Origin of the sequence: Exiguobacterium sp. s21, assembly GCF_018617975.1 — a bacterium.
In the GTDB taxonomy this organism is placed as follows: Bacteria; Bacillota; Bacilli; order Exiguobacteriales; family Exiguobacteriaceae; genus Exiguobacterium; species Exiguobacterium mexicanum_A.
This window is the reverse complement of record NZ_JACSLF010000006.1, coordinates 1-23,790: the sequence shown is the minus strand read 5'-3', so window position 1 is coordinate 23,790 and position 23,790 is coordinate 1. Positions and strand designations below refer to the sequence as shown.

Genomic DNA, 23,790 nt, shown 5'->3' with positions numbered 1-23,790 from the left:
TTGCCAGAATCCAAGAACAGCTATACAATAGGATAGAAAAACGAACGTGTGTTCGAAATTGAGGTGACAAAGATGTCAACAGACTTATTTAATTACAATGAAGACGCCATCCAGGTGCTCGAAGGACTGACTGCTGTTCGGAAACGTCCGGGGATGTATATCGGTTCAACCGATCATCGCGGCTTGCACCATCTCGTCTATGAGATCGTCGATAACGCGATCGATGAGGCGCTCGCCGGATTCGGTGGCCAAATCGACGTGACCATCCATAAAGATGACGCGATCACGGTACGCGACCACGGGCGTGGTATGCCGACCGGGATGCACGCCTCCGGGAAACCAACGCCAGAGGTCATCTTCACGGTCCTCCACGCCGGCGGTAAGTTCGGCCAAGGTGGCTACAAGACGTCAGGTGGACTCCACGGGGTCGGCGCCTCGGTCGTGAACGCACTCTCGAGCAAGGTCCTCGTCACGATTTATCGCGACGGCAAAGTGTTCGAGCAGACGTTTGCCGACGGCGGGATTCCGCAGACGACGCTCCTCGAGACCGGAAAGACGCGTCAGACGGGGACGAGCGTCTACTTCAAACCGGACGCCTCGATCTTCTCGACGACGACATATAACTACGATACGCTCGCTGAACGGCTCCGTGAATCGGCATTCCTGTTAAAAGGATTGACGATCACGTTGACGGACGAGCGTTCGGATAAAGAAGAGACGTTCCATTACGAGGAAGGGATTGCCGAGTTCGTCCAATATTTGAACGACGACAAGGCGACGCTCCATCCGATCGTCTACTTCGAAGGGACGGAGAACGATATCGAGCTAGAGCTCGCCTTCCAGTTCACGGACGCCTATTCTGAGAACGTCCTCTCGTTCGTCAACAACGTCCGGACTCGTGACGGCGGCACACACGAGGTCGGCGCCAAGACGGCGATGACCCGCATCGTGAATGAATACGCCCGTAAGAACGGATTGTTGAAAGAAAAAGACAAGAACCTCGACGGCGGTGACGTCCGCGAAGGCTTGACGCTCATCGTCTCGGTACGGATCCCGGAAGAGTTCCTCCAGTTCGAGGGGCAGACGAAATCGAAACTCGGTTCGCCCGAGGCACGTACGAGCGCTGATGGTGTCATGGCCAAACAACTGACTATTTTCCTCGAGGAGAACCCACAGATGGCGACGATGCTCATCAAGAAGGCGATCCGCGCCGCCCAGGCCCGTGAAGCCGCCCGGAAAGCCCGGGAAGAGGCGCGCAACGGCAAGAAGAAGAAACGTTCGAGCATCTTGAACGGAAAACTGACGCCGGCGACGTCAAAGAACGCCGCCAAGAACGAACTGTTCCTCGTCGAGGGTGACTCGGCCGGCGGTTCGGCTAAACAGGGTCGTGACCGGACATTCCAGGCCATCCTGCCGCTGCGCGGGAAGGTCATCAACTCGGAGAAGTCGAAACTCCAGGACATCATGAAGAATGAGGAAATCAATACGATCATCCACGCGATCGGTGCCGGGGTCGGCCATGACTTCGACCTTGAGGACTGCAATTTCGACAAAATCATCATCATGACTGATGCCGATACGGACGGGGCCCACATCCAAGTGCTCCTGTTGACGTTCTTCTTCCGTTATATGCGCCCGCTCGTCGAGGCCGGCAAAGTGTTCGTCGCCTTGCCGCCGCTCTATCGCATCTCGAAAGGGAAAGGCAAGTCGGAACAGTTCGAGTACGCCTGGGACGAAGAGGCGCTCGAGAAGCTCGTCAAAGTGTACAAGAAGGGCTATATCCTCCAGCGCTATAAAGGTCTCGGTGAGATGAACGCCGACCAGCTATGGGAGACGACGATGAACCCGGACACACGGACGCTCATCCGTGTCACGGTCGACGACGCTGCCGTCGCCGACAAGCGCGTCTCGGTGCTCATGGGAGACAATGTCGCCCATCGCCGTGAATGGATCGAGGAGAACGTCGCCTTCGGCCTCCAGGAAGATGATTCAATCATCGCCAATGAACACGTGACTAAAGCGATTGAGGAAGTGATGTAACGATGTCGACGATTCAACATATTTTAAACTTGTCGCTCGAACAGGTCGTCGGTGACCGCTTCGGGCGTTACTCGAAATATATCATCCAGGACCGGGCCCTCCCGGACGCGCGCGACGGGCTCAAACCCGTTCAACGCCGCATCCTGTATGCGATGCACCATGAAGGCAACACGAACGAGAAACCGTACCGCAAATCGGCCAAGACGGTCGGGAACGTCATCGGTAACTATCACCCGCACGGTGATAGTTCCGTCTATGAGGCGATGGTACGCCTATCGCAGGACTGGAAGTTGCGTTACCCGCTCATCGACATGCACGGGAACAACGGCTCGATGGACGGCGACTCGGCCGCCGCGATGCGGTATACCGAGGCCCGTCTGTCGAAGATTGCCGGCGTCATGCTGACGTCGATTTCGAAGAACACGGTCGACTATACGCCGAACTTTGACGATTCGACCGAAGAGCCGCTCGTTTTGCCGTCACTCCTCCCGAACCTGCTCATGAACGGGACGACGGGGATCTCTGCCGGTTATGCGACCGAGATTCCGCCGCATAACTTGACCGAGGTGCTCAACCTCGCCATCGCCCGCTTGAAAGGTGAGGTCGAGACGACGAATGACGCATTCCGTTATATGCAAGGACCTGACTTCCCGTCTGGCGGGATCGTCATGGGCAAAGACGGTATCTTGAAGGCGTTCGAGACCGGCAAAGGCAAGGTCATCATCCGTGCCAAATCGGTCATCGAGCCACTTAAGGGCGGCCGTGAACAGATCACCATCACCGAACTCCCGTATGAGGTGAACAAGGCGAACCTCGTCAAGAAGATGGAAGAGCTCCGTCTCGACCGCAAAGTTGAAGGTGTCGCCGAAGTCCGTGACGAGACCGACCGGACCGGCGTCCGCGTCGTCATCGAGTTGAAGAAGGAAGCCGATGCGGAAGGTGTGCTCCATTTCTTCTTGAAGCATACCGATCTGCAGCTCGCCTACAACTACAACATGGTCGCCATCGTCAACCGGACACCGAAACAGATGGGACTCTTGTCGATCATCGACGCGTACTTGAAGCACGTCGAAGAGGTCGTCACCCGTCGCACGACGTTCGAACTCGATCAGGCGAAGAAACGCGCCGAAATCGTCGACGCGCTCGAACAGGCCATCTCGGTCCTAGACGAGACGCTCGAACTCATCCGTTCGGCCAAAGACAAGTCCGAGGCGAAACAGAAGCTCATGGAGCGGTTCTCGTTCACGGACCGTCAAGCCGAAGCGGTCGTCATGCTCCAACTGTATCGGTTGACGAACACGGATATCGTCGAGCTCCAAAAAGAGGCGAAGGCGCTCCAAAAAGAGATTGCTCGCCTCGCCAACATCTTGAACGTCGACGCGACGAAACGGAAGCTCATCTCGAAAGAGTTGACCGCACTCCGTGACGAGTTCGGCGACGCACGGCGCTCGGTCATCGAGTCCGAGGTCGAAGAGTTGAAACTGAAGACAGAGGTCATGATCGCCGTCGAAGAGACGATGGTGTTCGTCAGCCGCGACGGTTACGTCAAACGTTCATCGATGCGCTCATATGGCGCCTCGAGCGACGAGATGCCGGAGATGAAGCAGAAAGACCGTCCCGTCCTCGTCACCCAGGCGATGACGACGGACCACTTGCTCGTCTGGACGAACAAAGGCAGTTACTTGCTCATCCCGGTCCATCAGATTCCAGAGTCGAAATGGAAAGACGCCGGTCAGCATGTCGCCAACCTTGTGCCGATTGAAGGCGAACAAGTCGTCTCGGCCGATGTCGTCTCGACGTTCGAGACCGACGCGCATTGCCTGTTCGTCACGCGTGAAGGCATGGTCAAACGGACGCCGCTCCGTGACTATGACGCCCAACGCAAGTCGAAAGCGCTCATGGCGCTCAAGTTAAAAGGTGACGACGAGGTCGTCTTCGCGGGCATCAGTGACGGTCCAGGACAACTGTTCCTCGTCTCTGAGCGCGGCTATGGCCTCTGGTTCAAAGAAGACGACGTTCCGGTCGTCGGCCAACGTGCCGCCGGCGTCAAAGCGATGAACTTGAAAGATGGCGATGTGGTCGCCGATGCCTTTGCCTTCTTCACACCGCCGCTGTTCGTCCTCGTGACGCAACGTGGAGCGGTCAAGAAGATGAAGCTCGAGGATCAGTTCGACTGCACGAACCGCAACTTGCGCGGGACGATGCTCATCCGCGAAGTCAAATCGAAACCGCACCAGATTCGTCGTGTGCTCCCGGTGCATGACGATGAAACGCTCCACATCATCGGGAAAGAGAAAGCGAAGACGGTCAAGACGAAGCAATTGACGCTCTTGGACCGCTACGCCAACGGCTCATTCGTGTTTGATGAAGAGACGTTCGGTGAGATTGAGGACGTGTACCTCGATTGAGATCGAACAAAACCCTGTACCAGAGACGGTTGTCTTTGCTACAGGGTTTTTCTTATGGATTCAAAGCTCCGCCTTTATCAGATAGCGCTCCAAATCGGCCTGTTGGCGCAAATGATGACGGCTATGCATCTCGATGAGGTCGTACCATTCCTGGGCGTTCAGCCAACCGAAACCGCCATGTCGGGCTTTGACGTCAGGGTTTGCCGCGCGGGCGAGCGGTTCAAGGCGGTTCAAGCGTGCAGATAACTCGTCGATTCGTCCTTCGAGCGTCTCGCGCTTGTCCGTGTTGTTCGGGGGTTGGTTCATCTCATCAGGTAAGCGGATTTTGACCGGTGGGAAACCACCCATCCGGAACAATCGTTCACCGAACTCGGTCTTCCCGAGCGGTTGTTCTTCAGTGGAAGCGAGACACCGGTCAATCTCGTCCGCATATTCCTCGGCCACCACGATGATATGGTCGTACATCTGTCCGATTGACCAGACGTCTGCTGCTGCCTGATAACGGAGCTGCCGCTCGGTATAGCCGTCCAAGTCTGCTTTGAACTGGGATAACAGTGAAATCGGCATGTCCAACCTCCTTCGATTTGATTCTCTATCCAGTATAACACGGGGGCATCAGCTGATTTTTTCAACTCCATGTCACATTAGTTTCTCTTAGGAGCGGGTATTTCTAAAAGGAACAACGATCCCTTTTGGCGAATGGGACAGGAGGACAAATCATGGGGGGATACGTATGTCACAGTGGCTCGATTGGGCCAAGCGGCTACAGGCGCTGTCACAGGCTGGCTTGACGTTTACGAAAGACGAGTTCGATCGAGAACGTTACCTCGAACTCCAACGAATCGCGACCGAGATGTTCGAGCAACAATCTAATCTTGCTTTGCATGAAATCACCGAATTGACCCACGTCGATGGTTATCCGACACCGAAGCTCGACGTCCGAGGCGTCGTCTTCAAGGATGACGCAGTGTTACTCGTCAAGGAAAGGTCAGACGGACTTTGGACGCTTCCGGGTGGCTTTTGTGAGATCGGACTGTCCCCGGCAGAGAACATCATCAAAGAGATCGAGGAAGAGGCCGGTTTCGACGTCGCACCGATTCGGCTGCTTGCCTTGTTCGATATGCATCATCACGACCATCCGCCGTTGTCGCAGCATTACTATAAACTGTTTATCGAATGCGAGTTGATTGGTGGAGAGGCGCAAATTAGTCATGAGACGAGCGAGGTTGCGTTCTTTACACGAGACGCCTTACCACCTTTGTCACTTGCGCGGAACACGCGAGAGCAGCTCTATATGTGTTTTGAGGCCCGTTGGCAAGAAGATTGGACCACGTTATTCGATTAAGGGGAGGGGATTCCATGAAAGTCACACGTTTTGATCACGTCCATCAACTGACGTTTTTCGCACCCATCTTACCAATCAACGTCCAACTGATTGAACGTGAGCTCGGGCTTGTCTTGATCGATACAGGGCTCGCGCAGAACGCGGAATCGATTTTAGCGTATATCGAGACGTTCGAACGCCCGCTTCTCGCTATCTTGTTGACGCATGCCCATGGAGATCATGTCGGCGGTGTCGATACGATTTTGAAAGCCCATCCTCATGCCGAGCTGTACGTCTCGAGGCGCGACGCCCGTCTCCTTGAAGGGGACCGGACGACTGACTCGGACGAGCGGGCTCTCAAACTGAAGGGTTCTCTCCCGAACATCCACTCCTTGCCGGATAAATTGCTTGACCCAGGTGAGCGGCTGTTCGGCTTACGGGTCTATCCGGCAGCGGGTCATACCCCTGGTTCGATTGCTTTTTTCGATGAGAAAGAGCGGATTTTGTTTGCGGGAGATGCATTTCAGACGCGGGGGGGAGTCGCCGTGGCAGGGGACGTCCGTCCGTTGTTCCCGCTGCCGGGTATCGCGACATGGGATAAGCGTGCAGCGTTAGAGCATGCGGAGAAGTTGCTCGATCTCGCACCGCAACGTACGTTCGTCGGCCATGGACAACCAGTCGCCGGGACACATCGGCTCTATTTGGCACTGAAGCGGGCCAAACGCAAGCAAGCACGTCTATTTTTACGATAATCCGGGGGTGCTCACAGGTGGAATTACGCGAGATTCAGACGACAGATTATCAACTGGCCGAGCAAATGCTCGAGATTCAACGAAACGCTTATGCGGTCGAGGCCGAGCTGATCGGCTTCGATGAGATCCCAGCGCGTTATGAGACGGTCGAGGTGATCCAGAATCTGCCCGGTACGAGCTACGGTTTGTATAACGACGGGCGGTTGATTGGCTTTATCACGATTGAAGCGGCTGAGAACACGGTCGAGGTCACAAAACTGTGCATCGATCCTAGATATTTCAGGGCGAGACTTGCGACGACGTTGCTCGAACACGTGCTCAGCTTGCACGAGGACAAACTCGTCTATGTGCACACCGGCAAACATAATGGACCGGCCAAGAAACTGTACACGAAGCTCGGGTTCGAACCGAGTGCCGAGTTTGAACCCGAACCGGGCGTCACATTGATCCGTTTTACGCGAACTTGAATCCCTTTCGTCAAATTTCACATTCTGTCTCACTACTTTAAGTATACTAAAGAATTGAGACGGAGTTTTATTTTTACTGATAATATATGTTATGTTAACTAAGAGAAAAAATAGAGAAAATCGATGTCAGATGTGACGTCTCTCCTCTCGAGAAAATCAGAATAGCTTGTACCAATACAACGTCATATCGATGTTCGGATTGCCGGTCTGTTTGAGCGTATCGACACCGCCGAGCGCGAACCCTTCTTTCGCATAAAATCGACACGCGATCACGTTATCGTTCTGCGCTTCAAGTGACAATCCAACCAACGAGTGCTCGTTTGCCCACGTCTCTGCAACTTGCATCAACAAATGGCCAATCCCGCTGTGTCGATCGCTATTACGGACCGCGATGTTCTCGATATAAGCAAAACGGTTCCAGTCTTTCACCACACGGATTTGTCCGATACATGTCGTCTCGTCGAACGCCAAGAATACTTGTTTGTCTTCACTGTTGATGTATTCATGCCAGTCCAGCAAATCATCTGGAAAGCTTGTCACACGGGCTTTCTCATATAACTGTTCCTCATACGTCCAAACTCCGTCACAAAAGCTCGGAATGATTTTCCCGATGATTGGAAACGGATTATTGGCTTCGTTCACGACGCTGATGGAATACTCATCTAACGGTTTGATCGAGATGTTCGGGGCTTCTTCCATTGCATCTTTCTCCCTTCATATGTAATGACCGCTCCATGCCAGAACCAAATGGTCTCACTAGACTAGCCATAAAGTGGCGATCATGAAATCAAAGTCGGTGGTTCTGTCGACAACACTTCAATTATATCATTTGATGTCAGGAACACGTAATGCTGAATATTATAAACCGTTTCGTAAATGTTTGTTGATTCTTCAGCTAACCATTTTAAATAGCTGGAATCGGTCACTTTAAAGAGTGTCCAGTCGCCAAAAAAATCAGGGTCATGATGTTTGTATAAATGTTCTAGCGTTCTAATAAGCGTTCCTTCGTCTGTATTTCGATACGACAATACAAGTCCGTCAAACAAGAATGTATGTGTGTTTTCATGCGCATCGGTAAACATGAGTCTTAATCCGTCTTTATCATCAATTAGCGCCTGCAGATATAGTTTATCCGGTATCTCTGGATTGGCGGTCCATCTTTCCCATTTCTCCATGTGTGCCCTCCTCTCCTCATTTTGATATGTTCCAAATAATCCTTCACTATCTATCATACGTTAATTAATGACGTTCACATGCGTGGGAGTCGGCTGATCAACACGATGATATCTTCGCTTAAACCGTATTGTTCAAACCGACATCCATTCATCTGTTTCACCACAATTAATAAACTGTGTCATTCGATTGAATCCTTCATTCATCAACATGTTAGCGCTTAATGGATTAATGTTTCAAATATAACATTAAGACTGTTTATACGCTCTTAGGAGTTGCCTGTAAGCGTATGTCATGCTATTTTTAGACAGATGATAACTTAAGGAGGAACTTGAATGAAACGTATGACAAAAGGTTTGGCAGCATCCCTATTATTGGCTGTCCCGCTCGCGGCGTGTGGTGATTCTAGCACCGATCAGGCCGAAACTTCGCGCTGGAACGAAATCAAAGAAGACGGTACGCTCACGGTCGGTACGGCCGGTACGCTCTATCCGGCCTCGTTCCGTGAAGAAGATAGCGATACGTTGACGGGGTTTGACGTCGAGCTCATGAAAGAGGTCGGGAAACGTCTTGACCTTGAGGTCCAATTCATAGAGATGGCGTTCGACAACATGTTGACGAGCGTCCAAAACGGACAAGTCGACGTCGCAGCGAACGATATCTCGGTCACAGAGGACCGGAAAGAGAAGTTCGCCTTCTCAACACCGTACAAGTATACGTACGGGACGGCCATCGTTCGCAAGAGCGATTTGTCTGGCATCGAGTCAATCGAGGACTTGAAAGGCAAAAAGGCCGCTGGTGAAGCGACAACCGTCTTTATGGACGTGGCACGTCAATACGGGGCGGAGGAAGTCATCTATGACAACGCGACGAACGACCAGTACCTTCGTGACGTCTCGACAGGACGGACCGACGTCATCTTGAACGACTACTATCTTCAGACACTCGCCCTCGCCTTCTTCCCGGACTTCGATATCACGATCCACCCGGATATCGCTTATAACCCACAGGAAGTCGCGTTCTTGATGGACAAAGAGAATGCAGAGCTCCAAGAGAACATCGACCGCGTCCTTGGCGAGATGCTTGAAGACGGCACGGTGAAAGAGTTGTCGGAAACGTTCTATAACGGTGCCGATGTCTCGGTCGAACCAGACGTCGACGCGACGATCGTCGAATTGGACTAAGCCATCATGTTCGAAGGTGTGAAATGGGAAGCAATCTTTGACGTCGACCTGGCTGTGCGCTCGTTCCCTTATCTGCTAGGCGGTTTGCCGAACACGCTTTGGATCTCATTCGTCAGCATGTTCTTCGGCTTGTTGCTGGGTCTCGTGCTTGCCCTTGGGAAACTGTCACCGTCGCGGATGCTGCGGTTCCCGTCGACGTTCTATATCTCGTTCATGCGGGGCGTGCCGATTTTGATTATCCTGTTCATCTTATATTCAGGGTTTCCATTCATCGGCATCGAGTTCGCGGCGCTGACGGCGGCGGTCATCGGGTTCAGTCTGAACTCGGCGGCCTATATCGCTGAGATTATCCGGTCGGCGATCCGTGCCGTCGATCCGGGACAGGTCGAGGCGGCCCGCTCGCTCGGGATGAACAAGTGGCTGACGCTCAAAGGGATCATCTTGCCGCAGGCGACGCGAATCGCGCTCCCCCCGCTTTCGAACGTGTTCCTCGATTTGATTAAAGCGAGTTCGCTCGCCGCCATGATCACCGTCCCTGAAATTTTCAACAAGGCGAAGGTCGTCGGGGGCCGGGAGTTCGACTATATGACCGTCTATCTGGTCGTCGCCCTCATCTACTGGGGCATCTGTACGTTCATGTCGTTCTTCCAAGATTGGCTCGAACGGCATTTTGAACGCTATTTGGATACACCAAAGCGATGACTGACTTGCCTCCTACAGGCAGGTCAGTTTTTTTGTCGGGCGGTTATTGCAAAAGTGACATGGTATAGTCAACTTATTCTATATTTCGCTTCAAAGGAGACACATCACCTATGTTCTCAAAGCTATTATTCGTCGCATCCGGCCTCATCACACTCACGTATATTTTGTTCGATGGACCGGCATGGGTCAGTGACTTAAACCCATACACGAGTATGATTGTCCTTTATTACTTGGTTTTTAAGTTCCCGAGCCGGAAAAGAGCGAAGGCGGCCTCTTCAAATTGACCACTAGTGACGTACATATTTTGAAGCACTGGTCTTTAGCGTTCCATCTCGGACCGCGAGTGTGCTATGATTTTCTTAATTATCAGAAAATAGACGGGGGAATTTTATTATGGTGCAACAATGGACGACACATTTAAACGATCAAGTGATCGGGCAGTCAAAGGCGATCAAGCTGTCGACGATTGCCCTCCTCTCTGGGGGACACGTCCTGCTCGAGGACCGACCGGGGACAGGAAAGACGACGCTCGCACGTAGCCTGGCCACCTCGGTCTCGGCCGCATTCCAACGGGTACAGTGTACGCCGGACACGTTACCGAGTGACATTTTAGGGATGGAACTGTTCAATCCGACGACAGGCACGTTCGAACGGAGAACGGGCCCAATCTTCACGTCGATTTTACTCGTCGATGAGATCAACCGGACGACACCACGGACGCAGTCGGCTTTGTTAGAGGCGATGCAGGAGCGGCAAGTGACGCTCGGCGAGGTGTCGCTTCGTTTACCAGACCCGTTCTTCGTCATCGCGACGCAAAACCCGTTCGACGGGCAAGGGACGTTCCCGCTGCCTCAGGCGCAGCTTGACCGCTTCTTATTCAAACTGTCACTCGCCCCGCTGTCACGAGAGTCGGAACGCCGGTTGCTGCGTAATGAGCATTTGAGTGCGGCTCCGTTCACGTTGCAACAGACCGAGCTTGTCGAGATGCAGCAAACCGTCCGTGACGTCTTGTTTCACGATGCGATGGAAGATTATCTGCTCGATTTCGTCGAGGTGCTCCGTCATCACCGGGATATCGAGGTCGGACCGAGCCCGCGGGCGACGCTCGCCTACACGATGGCAGCTCGGGCGCATGCCTATATGGACGGACGGGATTACGTCACGCCTGAAGACATTCGCACGCTCGCCCTGCCCATCCTCGGCCACCGGATCGTCTTGACGATCGAGGCGTCGCTCAAGACGAAGCCGTCCAAATTGATCAAGTCCGTTCTGGAGACCATCCCGGTCCCGTCAGAGGTGTGACATGCAACTCGTCAGCCCTCGCTACCTCGAGTCCGGGTATATGTGGCTCTTGTTCGTCGTCGGGGTGTTCACCGCCCTATACGGGAACGTCTTCCTCGCAAGTGTGATTATCGGGTTCAGCCTGTATGCGCTCATCATGCCGGAGTTATTATTCCGACTCGCTGAGTACGTCCACGTCGAAGTGACTGACGAACTGAAGCTGTTCCCGAACGATGAAGAGACGTATACGCTCAAATTGATTTCGACGGCGCCCGTGCCCCTTGGCGTCGTCCGATTGTCGGGTTATCTCCATCCGACCGTCGAGTCGGAGGCGCACGCCTTCTGGCGCCAAGAGAACTTTGTCGGTCGTGAGGCGGCCGTCGCCTACACGCTTCCACTCAAGGCAATCAAGCGTGGTCCGATCCGCATGGAGGCGATCGGCATGGAGATCCGGGACCCGCTCCGTATGTTTTCGCTCTATAAAGAAGATCCGCTCGACCGCATCGGGTATGTCTTCCCCGAATTCCTGCCTTATCCGATCCCGAAACGTCCGCCGACGTTACCAGGCGAAGAGATGGTCCGTCATAGTGCCTACCGTGACCCGGAGACGTTCCAGTCGGTGGCCCCGTATCACGGACAGCCGATGCGGCAACTGTATTGGTCGGCCTACGCGAAGACAGGTGAACTGCTCGCCCGCACCGAGCAACCCGTCCAGGCGAACGAATATGTCGTCGTGCTCGACTTGTTGACGAAAGACGGGCGCGCCCTCACCCATCAGATGGAGCGGTTGATCTCGCAGGCGGCAGCGCTATGTCGCGACTTCGAAAAAGAGAACGCAAGCTACGGGCTGATTGTTCCGACATTGACGAAGGAAGGGATCACTTATGATCTCGCCCCGGGGAGCGGTGAGACGCACTTCCGCAAGGTCATGACGACGCTCGCCTGTCTATCGGAGCGTGATTTCCCGCTCGCCCGGTCGCTGTTCGAACGGAAAGTCGCCAAATACGGCGGCAGCCAATCGATTTTACGGCTCGGAGGTGACGGCCGATGAGACTACTTTGGTGGGTATTCGCCGCTTTCTATGTCGGTCATGCGTTTCCGCTCGTCTTTCTCTTGACGCTCCGCTTGCCGCGCAACTGGCAACTCGGTGTCCAGACGGCACTCAGCATCGCCGCCCTTTGGTTTTCTTATGAGATGAGCGTGACGTTGCTCTTGTTCACTTACGTCCACGCCTTTATCCGGACGCTCGATTGGACGGACCGTTACGCGATCGCGAGCGTGCTCTTCTTGATCGTCGATTGGTTGTTCCCGCCGGCGTCGCAGCCGCTCGCGATGATCGTCTTTCCGTTCTTGTTCTTGTTTTGGCAGCGGAGCCTCTATTACCGCCGTGATTATAAACGGATGCTGTCGACGCTCGTCGTCGCCCTCGCCGTCGGTCTCGGATTGGCCGTCATCATCCGGACGATCAAAGAGCTATTGTTCGGCAACCTCGTCGCCTGGATTCAGCCCATCCTGATTTGGATCGGCGGTTGGTTCGACGGAGTCAATCTCGATCCGACCGATCGCGTCAACCGTATCCTCGTCCCGGACAATCCGAACATCGATGCCGAGACGATTTCAAACGAGACGTTACTCGAATCGGCGACGAACCAATCGCTATTCTTGGTCGTCACGTTTCTCGTCGTTCTCGTCAGCGTCATCGCTTTATTCATCTATGTGCAACGCCGAAAAGAAATCCATGAGGATGTGACGGTGCCGAAGCAACGCCATCAAGCGGCCGATTCGGTTCGCCGCTCGACACGGGCCCCACGGCACGTCCGTCTGCTTGATGCCGGGAGACGTCTCGAACAGGCCCATCCCCGCCAGCGCGAAGAGACTGTTTCGGAATGGTTCGAACGAATCGGATTTACCGAAGGAAGTCGCTTTGCCACATGGCTGGAGGCGGCCGAGTACGGAGAGAAAGAAGCGCCGGCTCCAATCGTCGAGGCGTTCGAACGACATGTCACCCAGACGCTCAAAAAATAAGAGACCAGTCAGTTCGCCGGGCACTCCCGGACGGTCTGACTGGTCTTTTTTAAAGAATTGGGCTGAGCAAGCGTGACACGCTCTCTTTGAAACGGATCCATTTCGTTCGTGTCTCATAACGCTCAATCGTTAACCTGTCGGCACATGCGAGGTCGCGATTGAATGCATCGATGACAGACTGGGCCACGACCTCATCATAGACGAGCGCCGAGATCTCGAAATTGAGTCGGAAACTGCGGGCGTCGATGTTCGTCGTGCCGATCGAGGCGACCTCGCCATCGATGACGAGCGTCTTCGCGTGCAAAAAGCCGCCTTCATACGTATATACTTCGGCCCCGTAGCGGACGAGCTCGGCCGCATTCGTATACGTCGCCCAGTAGACAAACATGTGATCCGGCTTGTTCGGGATCATCAGGCGGATTTTCGTCCCGGACATGAGCGCATTGCGGCAGGCGTCAAGGAAGCTGGCGTCAGGGATGAAATAAGGGGTCTGGATGTAAATCGTCTCTTTCGCCTCGGTGATCATCTTGACGAGCATGTTTTTCAAGTGCTCGGTCGATGAGTTCGGGCCCGATGTGACGATTTGCACCGGTGATTGGGCCGTCTCAATAAGGATGGACGGCCAAATGAAATCCTCTTTCTCGGCTCGATGCTTCGTCGGTACGGCACGGTTCCAATCGAGGAGGAAACGCTCGAGCAGTTCTCGGACCGCCTCCCCTCTCATCCGTAGATGCACATCGCGCCAATAGCCGAACTGACGATTCGTCCCGAGGTATTCATTCCCGACGTTGAAACCACCGATATAGCCGATCTCCCCATCGATGATACATAGCTTTCGGTGATTCCGGTTATTGACGCGGAAGTTGATACCGAGACGTGACGGGAAGAACGATTTGACCTCGCCGCCATGCGCGAGCAGTTGTTTAAAATGGGAACGTCGCAATCCGCGGGAGCCGACGGCGTCATAGAGTAGACGGACCTTGACCCCTTCCTTGGCCCGTCGCGTCAAGGCCGAGATGAGAGCCTGACCGAGCGAGTCGTTTTGGATGATATAGTATTGGATGTTGATTTCCTTTGTTGCCACCTCGATGTCATGGAACAACGCCTCGAACTTCTGCTCGCCGTCATGGATGACTTGAATTGCATTATGATACGTCACGAGCGCATTCGTGGAGGATAAGTTCAAGCGGGCGAGGCGACGATACTTGGATAAGAGCGGATCACTGGCAAACAAGCCGCCATGGGCGTCGAGCTCAGTCAACTGGTTATGGACGTGTTCCGCGTATTCATGCCGTCGTTCCTCGTCGACTTGGTAGAAGTTATTCGATTTGATTAATCGTCCGAAGAAGATATAGATGAAGAATCCGAGCAGCGGCACGAAGAATAAAACAAGTAGCCAGGCCCACGTCGACCCGATATCGCGCCGTTCGAAGAAGATAATGGTGACCGCAAACGTCACGTTGAGGATGACCAATACGATACCGAGTATGCCTAGAATGAATTCTGTCGTGACCATCTCGATCTCCTCCTTTTGTCTCTTGTTTACCCATTCTTCGTAAGAATGAAATGCTCGTTTACAGGTAAAGGGATAGACACACAAAAAAACACCGCGCCTGCGGTGTTTTTAGGGAAAATCGATTAGTTTAAGACTTTGATTGTGATTGATTTACGACCGAAGTTGAGCGCTTGCTCTCGTGTCGGCATCAAGATATCGATTTTGTTACCTTTGATGGCGCCACCAGTATCTCCAGCGATTGCTTCGCCGTAGCCTTCAACCCATACTTTAGAGCCGAGTGGGATGACTGAAGGGTCAACCGCGATGACTTTTTGGTTCGGGTTCGAGCGGACGTCGATTCCTGTTGCCGTGATTCCTGAGCATCCTGCACAGTATGGTGTGTAAGCCGTTGCTTCCACAGTCATCGTCTTACCTGAAGCCGGAGCTTGGGTTTGCGTTGTAGACGTAGACTGTTTCGTCACTGGTGCAGATGTTGATGCTTTTGGTTTAGCGGCTGGTGCGCTGTTCGCAACCGATGCTGCTTTAGCACCTTTTACAGAGAATTGTTGACCAGGGAAAATGAGATCTGAATTAAGACCGTTCCATGTCATCAACTGTTTGACAGATACGCCGTTGTTTGTCGCGATGCGATACAACGTGTCACCTGATTTTACTGTATACGTTTTTGAAGCGCTTGAAGCTTTAGCTTCTGACTTCGCAAGCTTCAATACTTGGTTTGGATAAATCATATTAGAGTTTAAGCCGTTCGCTTGTTTGATGTCATTAACTGATACACCGTTGTTCACGGCGATACGGTAAAGTGTATCTCCAGACTGAACTGTGTGTGTTGATGCTGCCGAAGCTGGAGCAGCGACTCCTAAACTAAGGCCAGCGAGTGCCGTTAGTGTCAATAGTGGTTTTTTCATAAGAATATTCCTCCCTTTTCTAACGCCCCCTTACTGTAACACCTGTATATTTCACTGCCGTTACAGGCTGATATGAGAGTGATATCAGTTCAGTTACAGAAGCTTTCAGCGAGATGAGAGGAATCTGAATTTTTACAATCCAAATACAAATGGCTTAGTTGAGCCATTTTCAGCTATACTAAAGAGAAGAGAAAGGAGGTTTTAGTCTTTGGAACTATTACTGCTATATTACATTGTGACTAATTTCCTAGCGTTTATGTCATTTTACCTCGATAAACGTCGTGCTAAATCTGGGGAATGGCGTATTTCGGAACAAACGTTACTCATTCTCGTTTGGATCGGTGGCGCATTCGGGGCCTATCTCGCGATGCGGTTCTTCCGTCATAAGACATTGAAACCGAAATTCCGCATTGGTGTTCCAATCGCCATCTTAGTGCATGCGGGTGTCACCGGTTGGTTCATCTTTTGACGCCATTATATAGAAGGAACTTGTTCAATCGCCACGTAGAAAATTCCGATGAAATGTCTTGATAGACGCTTCGTGGTGAAAAAGAAGTGTGTCCATCCGGTGTTAAAACGAAATAAATGTTCAATTATTGAGGTGTTCGGATGAAGGTTGAAGGAAATCTGATTGATATCCAAGAGTGGACTGAAACGACGATTGAGACGACGATCAAAGTGAATCCGCTGTTTCAAATCTGGTTAATCACGATCGGACAACTCGACCTGCTCGTCAATGGGACACGGTCTCGGCTCCGCTCCGGGATGGCGTTGATCTTAGACCGTGGACAAATCGTGAAAGTTGAACCGAAAGGAGAGCCATTTCGTTTGGTCGTGATCTCCGTCGAGCCGTTTGACCTATTCTCTCCGTCGCTTGCGGAGTTGTACGTGACACCGCACGCCGAGACGTCGCGTAGTAAAGTGTTGCATCCCGGTGAACCAGGAGATAAGCCCGTCCTCGACATAATCGACAAAGTGATTTGTAGCCTGAAGAAGAAGTCCTCGTTCGCATTGCTCGATGCGAGCTTACAGCTCGCAGTCATTTGGCGCTATTGGATTCAACAGCCGCAAAGCGGAACGAAACATCATGTTCAGGAACGGATGCGTCTCATGCTCGCCTACATACATGACCATGACACGATGAAACTGACGCTCGAAGACATCGCAGCAACGGGTGGTCTGAGCCGGGCGGAATGTTGCCGCTACTTTACAAAATGGGGCGACACATCGCCGCTCGCCTACGTCCAGAACGTCCGCATGCATCGTGCGGCGCGCCTCGTCGAGGAGTCGAAGGAACCGATCGCCGATCTAGCGCATCGTCTCGGCTACACGAGCGTGAGCCATTTCGTGCAATCGTTTAAAAAAGTCCATGCGGTGACACCATTGGCGTACCGAAAGCGACAGACATAACAAAAGCCGACAATCGTGTCGGCTTTTTCTCGTTAACGGGCGGTCCACCCGCCGTCCGCTTTCAACACGTCGCCATTGACGAAACTCGAATCATCGGAGGCGAGGAACAACGCGACCTTGGCAATTTGCTCCGGTTCACCCATCGGAGCCTCCCCTGCCCCTTGGATGGCTCGCATCCCGAGTTCGCTCGGCGCGGTGATGGTGGCGCCGATATTCGTATTGACGCCGCCCGTTTCTTGCTTGTCCATGATGTTGATCGCGGCCCGGGCCAGTTTCATCGGTCCGGTCAAATTGACGGCGATGACGCGGTCCCACACCTCTTCGGTCACTTCGCCGACGGTCAAAAAGTTGTCCATGATGCCGGCATTGTTGACCAAGATGTCGAGCGAACCGAACGTGCTCGTCGCCGTCTCGACCATCTTGTCGATATCTTCCTGCTTTGTGACGTTCCCGGCGACGCCGACGGCTTCCCCGCCGCTCGCTTTAATCTCTGAGGCGACCGCTTCGACCGAGTCCCCGTTCATGTCGATGGCGACGACGCGTGCCCCCTTCCTCGGCAAACAGTTTGGCGATGGCCCGACCCATCCCTGACCCGGCCCCGGTGACAATTGCCGTTCTACCCGATAATTTCACACCGCATTCCTCCTTGTTGAGACAACTCAAGAGCGACAGAGAAAACGACAAGTGCAACCTGCTCACGTGTCATTAGTCTATACCTGGATTTGGGTGAAAACGTATCTCCGTTTGAAAGAATCTGCTTCTGTTCCAATCACTAGTCACGTACAATGGAAAGATACAGATATTGGGAGTTGGAAGGTGGGATTCAATTGAATCGTTATCATGCAGAAGTGATGGGAAGCGGGACACCCGTTATATTTTTACCGGCTGGAGGATTCACCGGAGAAGAAGGTCGTTCACTCGCTGAGGTGCTATGCGATGACTTCGAGGTGCATATGCTGGATTTGCCAGGGTTCGGGCGAAGTGAAGGGATTAAGCAGGTCGTGACGTCCGAACAGTTGGCGGATTGGGTCAACGACTACGTCGTCACACATCGAATCGGACCCGTCCATGTGATCGCGCATTCACTTGGAGGTGCGATCGCTCTCGCTTTCGCCACGCATTATCCCGAGCACGTGGAGCGGCTCGTCTTGCTCGATCAAGGCCATAAGGCGTTCCCTCGCGTTCCGTTGAGAGAGTATGGCGTGTTGGGCCTTGCCGTCCCGCTCCTGAGCGGACTTTATCGTCTGTTCGGACCTCGACTCGTCCCGAAAATCGAGACGAAGGTCATTTCAGATGAAGGTACATCTCCAGTTACAGCGGAACAGGTTAAGACTTTCTGCGCACAGACAGGCCTCTCTGAACGAAACGAGATTCGGCGCGCGTTGAACGACCCGGCCAAACTCGGGCAAGGCGGATTGAATCTGCTGTTCGGCTTCTATCACCTTGACGTGCCGCAACTCATGCGATCACTTCAAGTCCCGACCTTGCTTATTTACGGTGATTTTGTCGGACTGGACGACAAAGAAGCCCGATTGACGAAGTCAGCCATTCTGGACCTGCAACGGCACGAGTTGCCGATCACTTACATACGAATGACAGGCGGCCACTTCGTCCATTGGAATCCTGCGTTCCCGATTGAACAAGTGCGACAGTTTTTACAAACTGAGAAAGCGAGCGGTCTTTAATGAACCGTCAGCAAGAGATTGTCCTCATTCTTGTGTGCTCATTGTTGGTATCAGCCGGAGTGGCCTGGGCATTTGATTCGACGAAGCAGCCACAATTGCCCGAGGGAGCGGAACCGATTCTCACCTACCCTGTTGATGACCGTAATATGAGTCTTCGCTTTTTCACGAACAGTTACATCGTCGAGGAATGGAGTGAAGAGCCGGTTGCGCAAGGCATAGGTCTTGAACTTACTGTCGACAATCAGGTTCAGTCAATTACATCTGAATCGCTGTCCGAGGCAGGGCTCACGTGGGCCACTTTCGGCCAATCGTGCGGGGATCGGTCAGAATGCTCCCCCTACGACATCCTTTATGGGATGAACCACGGTGATACGACCCGAGTCGTCGTCGAGTTGAACGGAGACAAATTCGAACCGGAACTGTTGAAGACGAAGGCCGGGAATGATGTCTGGTTCGTGCTCGTCGACCAAATCGAGTCGATTGAGTCAATCACTGGCTACGATGCTGAAGGGAATATATCGTACCGCTTTAATAACTAAAAAAGAGACGGAGGACCGCTGTCCTCTCATCTCTTAGCGTTCGCAGGCGATAAAGTCTTTGTCGCGGTCTTTCGATTTGTTTGCTTCATACAGCGTGGCGCTGACATACGGTTTGTACTTCGTCTTGGCGACCCCGCCCTTGTACGTCTTATTTAGTTCTGTGCAATTCTTAAATTTTTTAGGTGCGGCGTCCACGGTTTCTGACGGCGCGACGCTCAGCGTGAACAACGCGATGCCGGCGATGGTCGCGCGAAGTAGCTTTTTCATAGTTTTCCTCCTAGGTAACAAACGATATGCGTGCTAATTCTTGATTATTATAAGGGGAGTTATGACGAATACCCTGATTTTTAAAATAGTTAAAGGAAGGTCACATCTATGGACTTACTTATGTTGATACAGGACCGGGCTCTCCCGTTACTGCTGCTCGCACTATTTCTCATTTTGAACGTCGTGTTCGTCATCGGGATTTGGAAACGACGACGCCACTTCTCCAAAGGTTTTCTCGTATTCGCGAGCTCGCTTGCGTTTCTACTCATGACGTCATCGATCATCCTCATCATGTTCACGATGTTCATCGGCTACAACCAGTGATGCCTTCTATCCGATGATATCCGTATCAAAATCATCGAGTGCCCCTACGACGTTCGAAGTATGATGAATGCAGAAAGGAGGGAATGCTGATGCTTGAATCACTGAACCGATTGATGGACCATATCGATCAACATTTAACAGAAGACATCACGAGTGAGGATATCACACGAATCGTCGGGGTATCCGACTATCATTTTCGACGCATGTTTTCCTACATGGCCGGGATGACGCTCAATGAATATATCCGAAATCGTCGGCTGTCAGAAGCAAATAAGGACTTGATTCATGGGAAATCGGTCACGGACGTGGCGTATACGTATGGCTACCAATCCGTCGACGGGTTCTCGCGAGCGTTTCGAGACTGGTGTGGCTTTTTACCGTCTGAAGTGATCAAGAACAAGATTCAAAAGTCATTCCCGAAATTCACTTTCTACATCGACATCAAAGGAGGAATTTCAATGGAATTCAAATTAGAACATAAACCTTCATTCAACGTCGTCGGCGTGTCCAAACGCGTCCCGATTCAGTTCGAAGGCGTGAATCATGACATCGTCGAGTTGGCGCAGTCAATCACGGAGCAACAGCGAAGCGAGATGCATCAATTGGCGGACCTTTATCCAAATCAAGTGCTCAACGTGTCGTACGACTTCGATGAAGGCTATTTGGACGAAACGGGTTCACTCACGCACATGATTGGCTTCGCGACGACGCAAGATAATCCGTACGAGGATCTTGAACAGATTACGATCGAGTCGAGCCTGTGGGCCGTTTTCCCGAATGCCGGCCCGTTCCCGGAGACGCTCCAGGAGACGATGGCCAAGACGTATGCCGAATGGCTGCCGACGTCGGGCTACGAACTGGCAGACTTACCGAGCATCTCGTTCACGAAGCATGATGGCCCATCGGACAACGTCTATAGCGAAGTGTGGGTGGCGGTCAAACCGAAAACGACGTAAGCACAGAAAAATACCTCTTGAAGACAATTGTCTTCAAGAGGTATTTTCGTTTACTTCGAAGGCTCGTACGCGAGCGCTTCCCCGTTCGTTTCGATCACATGCTTATACCAATCGAACGAGTCTTTCTTCATCCGCTCCATCGAGCCGTTGCCTTCATTGTCACGGTCGACATAAATCATGCCGTACCGTTTCTTCATCTCGCCCGTCGTGAACGAGACAATGTCGATGATGCCCCATGGCGTGTAGCCGATCAAGTCGACGCCGTCATAGACGACCGCTTGTTTCAACTGTTCGATATGCGCCTTCAAGTAGTCGATGCGGGCCGCATCATGGATTTTCCCGTCGACGATCTCATCGACAGCACCGAATCCGTTCTCGACGATGAAGAGCGGGATTTGATAGCGGTCGTACAATCGGTTGAGCACATAACGGAGACCGACCGGGTCGATTGCCCAGCCCCAGTCGCTCGACTTGATGTACGGGTTCTCGACGCCGTTCGGCAGACCACCGTTGACGATGTCACCACTGTTATCGGCGATGACATCACTCTTCACGGTCGTCGACATATAGTAACTGAAACCGAGGTAATCGACGGTCCCATTCTTCAAGATTTCCTCGTCCCCGTCAAGGAACGGGATGTTGTAGCCTTCACGCTCGAACTCGTTCAAGGCGTAGCTCGGGTACACCCCGCGCACTTGCACGTCCGGGAAGAAGTAACGCTGACGCATCATTTCTTCAGCAAGCATGACGTCGTCCGGGTTTGACGAGAACGGATAGATCGGCACGTGTGATACCATCGCCCCGATCTCGAAGTCCGGGTTGATCGCTTTCCCTTTCGCGACGGCGAGCGCGCTCGCGATCAACTCATGGTGCCCCGTCTGATACATCACTTCACGGGCGTTCTCCCCGTCTTCGACGATGACGCCAGAGTTCGTCCATAAGAAGAGCGGGTTGTTGACGTCCATCTTGTTGTTGATCTCGTTGAACGTCATCCAATATTTGACCTTGTCTTTGTATCGGTCGAAACACACCTCGGCGAAGCGGACGAAATGGTCGACGACGGCACGGTTGCGAAACCCGCCGTACTCACGTGCGAGGTGAAGCGGCATCTCGAAGTGAGATAATGTGATGATCGGCTCGATGTCATGCTTCAACAGTTCATCGAACAAGTCGTCATAAAATTGGAGCCCTGCCTCGTTCGGCTCCGCATCGTCCCCGTTCGGGAAGATCCGGCTCCAACCGATTGACGTGCGGAGACACTTCAAGCCCATCTCAGCGAAGAGCGCGACGTCTTCTTTATAACGGTGATAGAAGTCGATCGCTTCATGGTTCGGATAAAATTCGTCCGGCTCGACCTTGTCCGTGATCCGACGCGCGACGCCGTGAGCGCCGGCCGTCAACACGTCGACGACGCTCGGCCCTTTGCCGTCGGCGTCCCAGCCGCCTTCAAATTGGTGGGCGGCTAGAGCGCCGCCCCATAGAAAGTTTTTCGGTAATGTCTTCATAGTAGTTCCTCCTTATCAACTTTGAATCTCCAATACTGGATCATATATGCCAAGTATAATTGTACCGGTACAATTATACAAGTGCGATACATTTTGTATTCTCGACGAAATGGTGACGTGGTACAATCAAAGCAGATCATACGAGGTGAGGATACCACATGCTAAAATACCAACAGATTGCAACAGAGGTTGAACAATACATCAATCAACATGATTTGAAGCAAGGCGATAAACTGCCCGTGCTCGAGCAGTTGATGAGCCAATATGCCGTCAGCAAGAGCACGATCACGAAAGCGCTCGAGTTGCTGGAACGGAAAGGCGTCATCTTTCAATTGCGGGGGAGCGGCATCTTCGTCCGGCGTCACAACCGTCCGGGCTATATGAGTCTGTTCTCGACGCAAGGGTTCAAGAGCAACCTTGGTGACCGGGTGTTGACGTCGGACGTGCTCGACGTCTCGGTCACGAAACCGGACGCGACGGTCGCACAGAACCTTGGCATTGACGTGACGGATGACGTCTATCGTGTCGAGCGGGTCCGCTTCGTCGACGGAGAGGTGTTCTGTTACGAGGAGTCGTACTATGTAAAGGCGATCGTCCCGTATTTGAACCGAGAGATTGTCGCCGACTCGATCTTCGATTACGTACAGGGCGCCCTCGGCGTCACAATCGGCTTCTCGGACATGTACATGCAGGTCGGACGATTGGACGAGGCGGAAGCCGGATATCTCGGTTTGCAGAAGGACGACCCGACGCTTCGCATTGAGACGATCTTTCATCTCTCGAACGGGAAACCGTTCGACTATTCACGCATCACCTATCATTACGAGCACTCACAGTTCGTCGTTCAAGCGAACGGACCGTACATGTGAAAACACCGCTCTACGCGATGACGTAGAGCGGTGTTTTTGTGTGGCTCAGACGAGCGGTTTACGTTTCAAATCCAGTAACGCATCATCCGTTTTGTAAAGCAATTCGTTGAATCGTTCTGAACCATGCGCTTCGATGAACGCTTCTTCGGATGGAAAGATGGGAATGAACCAGACCGGTAACACGGTTTGTTCGTCTCCTTCATAGGCGAGAAACGATTCATCAAAGTAAAACGGCGTCGCCACATAAATCGAGGAAAAGTTCAATCGTTTGAAGACGTTCGAGGGAAGTTCGAAATATTCGCCGAGTTTGAAGGCGTGATGTGTCTCGAGTGCATGCGTCGTTAATTGCCATAACAACTCAAGTACGTCTGAAGTGCTCCCTGTCAAGTAGACAGGACAAATAATGAAAACCAGCCTAGGCGGCTTGAGACCTGTATTCGACAGGGCTCAAGCCGTTT

General features: G+C 52.7%; 25 protein-coding genes and 1 pseudogene. 17 read left to right on the top strand and 9 right to left on the bottom strand.

What is annotated here, in order from left to right; translation table 11 throughout:
• Nucleotides 1-72: 72 nt before the first annotated feature.
• Complete coding sequence (gene parE / locus KNP06_RS08515) at nt 73-2,040, top strand: DNA topoisomerase IV subunit B (RefSeq protein ID WP_031200243.1); 1,968 nt, start codon at nt 73-75, stop codon at nt 2,038-2,040.
• A gap of 2 nt (nt 2,041-2,042) precedes the next feature.
• Complete coding sequence (gene parC / locus KNP06_RS08510; RefSeq protein ID WP_214711372.1) at nt 2,043-4,448, top strand: DNA topoisomerase IV subunit A; 2,406 nt, start codon at nt 2,043-2,045, stop codon at nt 4,446-4,448.
• Nucleotides 4,449-4,508: 60 nt separating this feature from the next.
• Here parC and KNP06_RS08505 read toward each other — a convergent pair whose 3' ends face one another.
• Nucleotides 4,509-5,015, bottom strand: coding sequence for a DinB family protein (locus tag KNP06_RS08505; RefSeq protein ID WP_214711373.1), 507 nt, complete (start codon nt 5,013-5,015; stop codon nt 4,509-4,511).
• Nucleotides 5,016-5,181: 166 nt separating this feature from the next.
• Here KNP06_RS08505 and KNP06_RS08500 point away from each other — a divergent pair, with 166 nt between their 5' ends.
• The 3 genes from KNP06_RS08500 to KNP06_RS08490 are packed head-to-tail and all read left to right on the top strand — an operon-like array spanning nt 5,182 to nt 6,991.
• Nucleotides 5,182-5,793, top strand: a complete 612-nt coding sequence (locus KNP06_RS08500) for an NUDIX hydrolase (protein ID WP_034777626.1) — start codon at nt 5,182-5,184, stop codon at nt 5,791-5,793.
• Between the two features lie 14 nt (nt 5,794-5,807).
• Nucleotides 5,808-6,524: an MBL fold metallo-hydrolase gene (locus tag KNP06_RS08495; RefSeq protein ID WP_214711374.1), complete on the top strand. Its 717-nt coding sequence runs from the start codon at nt 5,808-5,810 to the stop codon at nt 6,522-6,524.
• Nucleotides 6,525-6,541: 17 nt separating this feature from the next.
• A complete protein-coding gene (locus KNP06_RS08490) occupies nt 6,542-6,991 on the top strand; it encodes a GNAT family N-acetyltransferase (protein ID WP_214711375.1) in 450 nt (149 codons plus the stop codon).
• 156 nt (nt 6,992-7,147) lie between these two features.
• Here the strand turns inward: KNP06_RS08490 and KNP06_RS08485 are convergent, their stop codons facing one another.
• Nucleotides 7,148-7,690 carry a GNAT family N-acetyltransferase gene (locus tag KNP06_RS08485; protein ID WP_214711376.1) on the bottom strand — a complete coding sequence of 181 codons (543 nt, stop codon included), beginning with the start codon at nt 7,688-7,690 and terminating at the stop codon, nt 7,148-7,150.
• Between the two features lie 80 nt (nt 7,691-7,770).
• Nucleotides 7,771-8,166 carry a hypothetical protein gene (locus KNP06_RS08480; RefSeq protein WP_214711377.1) on the bottom strand — a complete coding sequence of 132 codons (396 nt, stop codon included), beginning with the start codon at nt 8,164-8,166 and terminating at the stop codon, nt 7,771-7,773.
• Nucleotides 8,167-8,499: 333 nt separating this feature from the next.
• Between KNP06_RS08480 and KNP06_RS08475 the strand changes: the two genes are divergently transcribed.
• From KNP06_RS08475 to KNP06_RS08455, 5 genes are all read left to right on the top strand, one after another.
• The gene (locus KNP06_RS08475; RefSeq protein ID WP_214711378.1) at nt 8,500-9,348 is read left to right on the top strand and encodes a transporter substrate-binding domain-containing protein; all 849 of its coding nucleotides are present in this window, start codon (nt 8,500-8,502) and stop codon (nt 9,346-9,348) included.
• Nucleotides 9,349-9,354: 6 nt separating this feature from the next.
• Nucleotides 9,355-10,050 carry an amino acid ABC transporter permease gene (locus KNP06_RS08470; protein WP_214711379.1) on the top strand — a complete coding sequence of 232 codons (696 nt, stop codon included), beginning with the start codon at nt 9,355-9,357 and terminating at the stop codon, nt 10,048-10,050.
• Nucleotides 10,051-10,443: 393 nt separating this feature from the next.
• Nucleotides 10,444-11,352, top strand: coding sequence for an AAA family ATPase (locus tag KNP06_RS08465; RefSeq protein ID WP_214711381.1), 909 nt, complete (start codon nt 10,444-10,446; stop codon nt 11,350-11,352).
• 1 nt (nt 11,353) lies between these two features.
• Complete coding sequence (locus KNP06_RS08460; RefSeq protein WP_034777619.1) at nt 11,354-12,382, top strand: DUF58 domain-containing protein; 1,029 nt, start codon at nt 11,354-11,356, stop codon at nt 12,380-12,382.
• Nucleotides 12,379-13,356, top strand: coding sequence for a hypothetical protein (locus KNP06_RS08455; protein ID WP_214711382.1), 978 nt, complete (start codon nt 12,379-12,381; stop codon nt 13,354-13,356). The genes KNP06_RS08460 and KNP06_RS08455 overlap by 4 nt, the downstream gene beginning before the upstream one ends.
• A gap of 49 nt (nt 13,357-13,405) precedes the next feature.
• On the opposite strand, the gene cls is transcribed toward KNP06_RS08455, so the two are convergent.
• Complete coding sequence (cls, locus tag KNP06_RS08450; RefSeq protein WP_214711383.1) at nt 13,406-14,872, bottom strand: cardiolipin synthase; 1,467 nt, start codon at nt 14,870-14,872, stop codon at nt 13,406-13,408.
• 122 nt (nt 14,873-14,994) lie between these two features.
• On the bottom strand, nt 14,995-15,777 hold the full coding sequence (locus KNP06_RS08445; RefSeq protein WP_034777617.1) for a LysM peptidoglycan-binding and 3D domain-containing protein: 783 nt from the start codon (nt 15,775-15,777) through the stop codon (nt 14,995-14,997).
• A 208-nt stretch (nt 15,778-15,985) separates the two neighbouring features.
• Between KNP06_RS08445 and KNP06_RS08440 the strand changes: the two genes are divergently transcribed.
• Together KNP06_RS08440 and KNP06_RS08435 are read left to right on the top strand one after the other, a co-directional pair.
• A complete protein-coding gene (locus KNP06_RS08440; RefSeq protein ID WP_232939616.1) occupies nt 15,986-16,246 on the top strand; it encodes a DUF1294 domain-containing protein in 261 nt (86 codons plus the stop codon).
• Between the two features lie 140 nt (nt 16,247-16,386).
• On the top strand, nt 16,387-17,187 hold the full coding sequence (locus KNP06_RS08435; RefSeq protein WP_214788486.1) for a helix-turn-helix transcriptional regulator: 801 nt from the start codon (nt 16,387-16,389) through the stop codon (nt 17,185-17,187).
• 32 nt (nt 17,188-17,219) lie between these two features.
• Here the strand turns inward: KNP06_RS08435 and KNP06_RS08430 are convergent.
• Nucleotides 17,220-17,772, bottom strand: a pseudogene (locus tag KNP06_RS08430) (SDR family oxidoreductase).
• A gap of 242 nt (nt 17,773-18,014) precedes the next feature.
• Between KNP06_RS08430 and KNP06_RS08425 the strand changes: the two are divergent.
• A complete protein-coding gene (locus tag KNP06_RS08425) occupies nt 18,015-18,872 on the top strand; it encodes an alpha/beta fold hydrolase (protein WP_214711385.1) in 858 nt (285 codons plus the stop codon).
• Nucleotides 18,872-19,411: a hypothetical protein gene (locus tag KNP06_RS08420; protein WP_214711386.1), complete on the top strand. Its 540-nt coding sequence runs from the start codon at nt 18,872-18,874 to the stop codon at nt 19,409-19,411. Before KNP06_RS08425 ends, KNP06_RS08420 begins: the two co-directional genes overlap by 1 nt.
• Before the next feature lie 33 nt (nt 19,412-19,444).
• Here KNP06_RS08420 and KNP06_RS08415 read toward each other — a convergent pair whose 3' ends face one another.
• Nucleotides 19,445-19,678: an excalibur calcium-binding domain-containing protein gene (locus KNP06_RS08415; RefSeq protein WP_214711387.1), complete on the bottom strand. Its 234-nt coding sequence runs from the start codon at nt 19,676-19,678 to the stop codon at nt 19,445-19,447.
• Between the two features lie 108 nt (nt 19,679-19,786).
• Here KNP06_RS08415 and KNP06_RS08410 point away from each other — a divergent pair, with 108 nt between their 5' ends.
• Together KNP06_RS08410 and KNP06_RS08405 are read left to right on the top strand one after the other, a co-directional pair.
• On the top strand, nt 19,787-20,002 hold the full coding sequence (locus KNP06_RS08410) for a hypothetical protein (protein ID WP_214711388.1): 216 nt from the start codon (nt 19,787-19,789) through the stop codon (nt 20,000-20,002).
• An 89-nt stretch (nt 20,003-20,091) separates the two neighbouring features.
• A complete protein-coding gene (locus KNP06_RS08405) occupies nt 20,092-20,958 on the top strand; it encodes an AraC family transcriptional regulator (RefSeq protein WP_214711389.1) in 867 nt (288 codons plus the stop codon).
• A 50-nt stretch (nt 20,959-21,008) separates the two neighbouring features.
• Here KNP06_RS08405 and bglA read toward each other — a convergent pair whose 3' ends face one another.
• Nucleotides 21,009-22,463, bottom strand: coding sequence for a 6-phospho-beta-glucosidase (gene bglA / locus KNP06_RS08400; protein ID WP_214711390.1), 1,455 nt, complete (start codon nt 22,461-22,463; stop codon nt 21,009-21,011).
• A 158-nt stretch (nt 22,464-22,621) separates the two neighbouring features.
• Between bglA and KNP06_RS08395 the strand changes: the two genes are divergently transcribed.
• Entirely contained in the window at nt 22,622-23,332 is a 711-nt protein-coding gene (locus tag KNP06_RS08395; protein ID WP_214711391.1) for a GntR family transcriptional regulator, read from the top strand.
• 45 nt (nt 23,333-23,377) lie between these two features.
• On the opposite strand, the gene KNP06_RS08390 is transcribed toward KNP06_RS08395, so the two are convergent.
• Nucleotides 23,378-23,689, bottom strand: a complete 312-nt coding sequence (locus tag KNP06_RS08390; RefSeq protein ID WP_214711392.1) for a suppressor of fused domain protein — start codon at nt 23,687-23,689, stop codon at nt 23,378-23,380.
• Nucleotides 23,690-23,790: the final 101 nt, after the last annotated feature.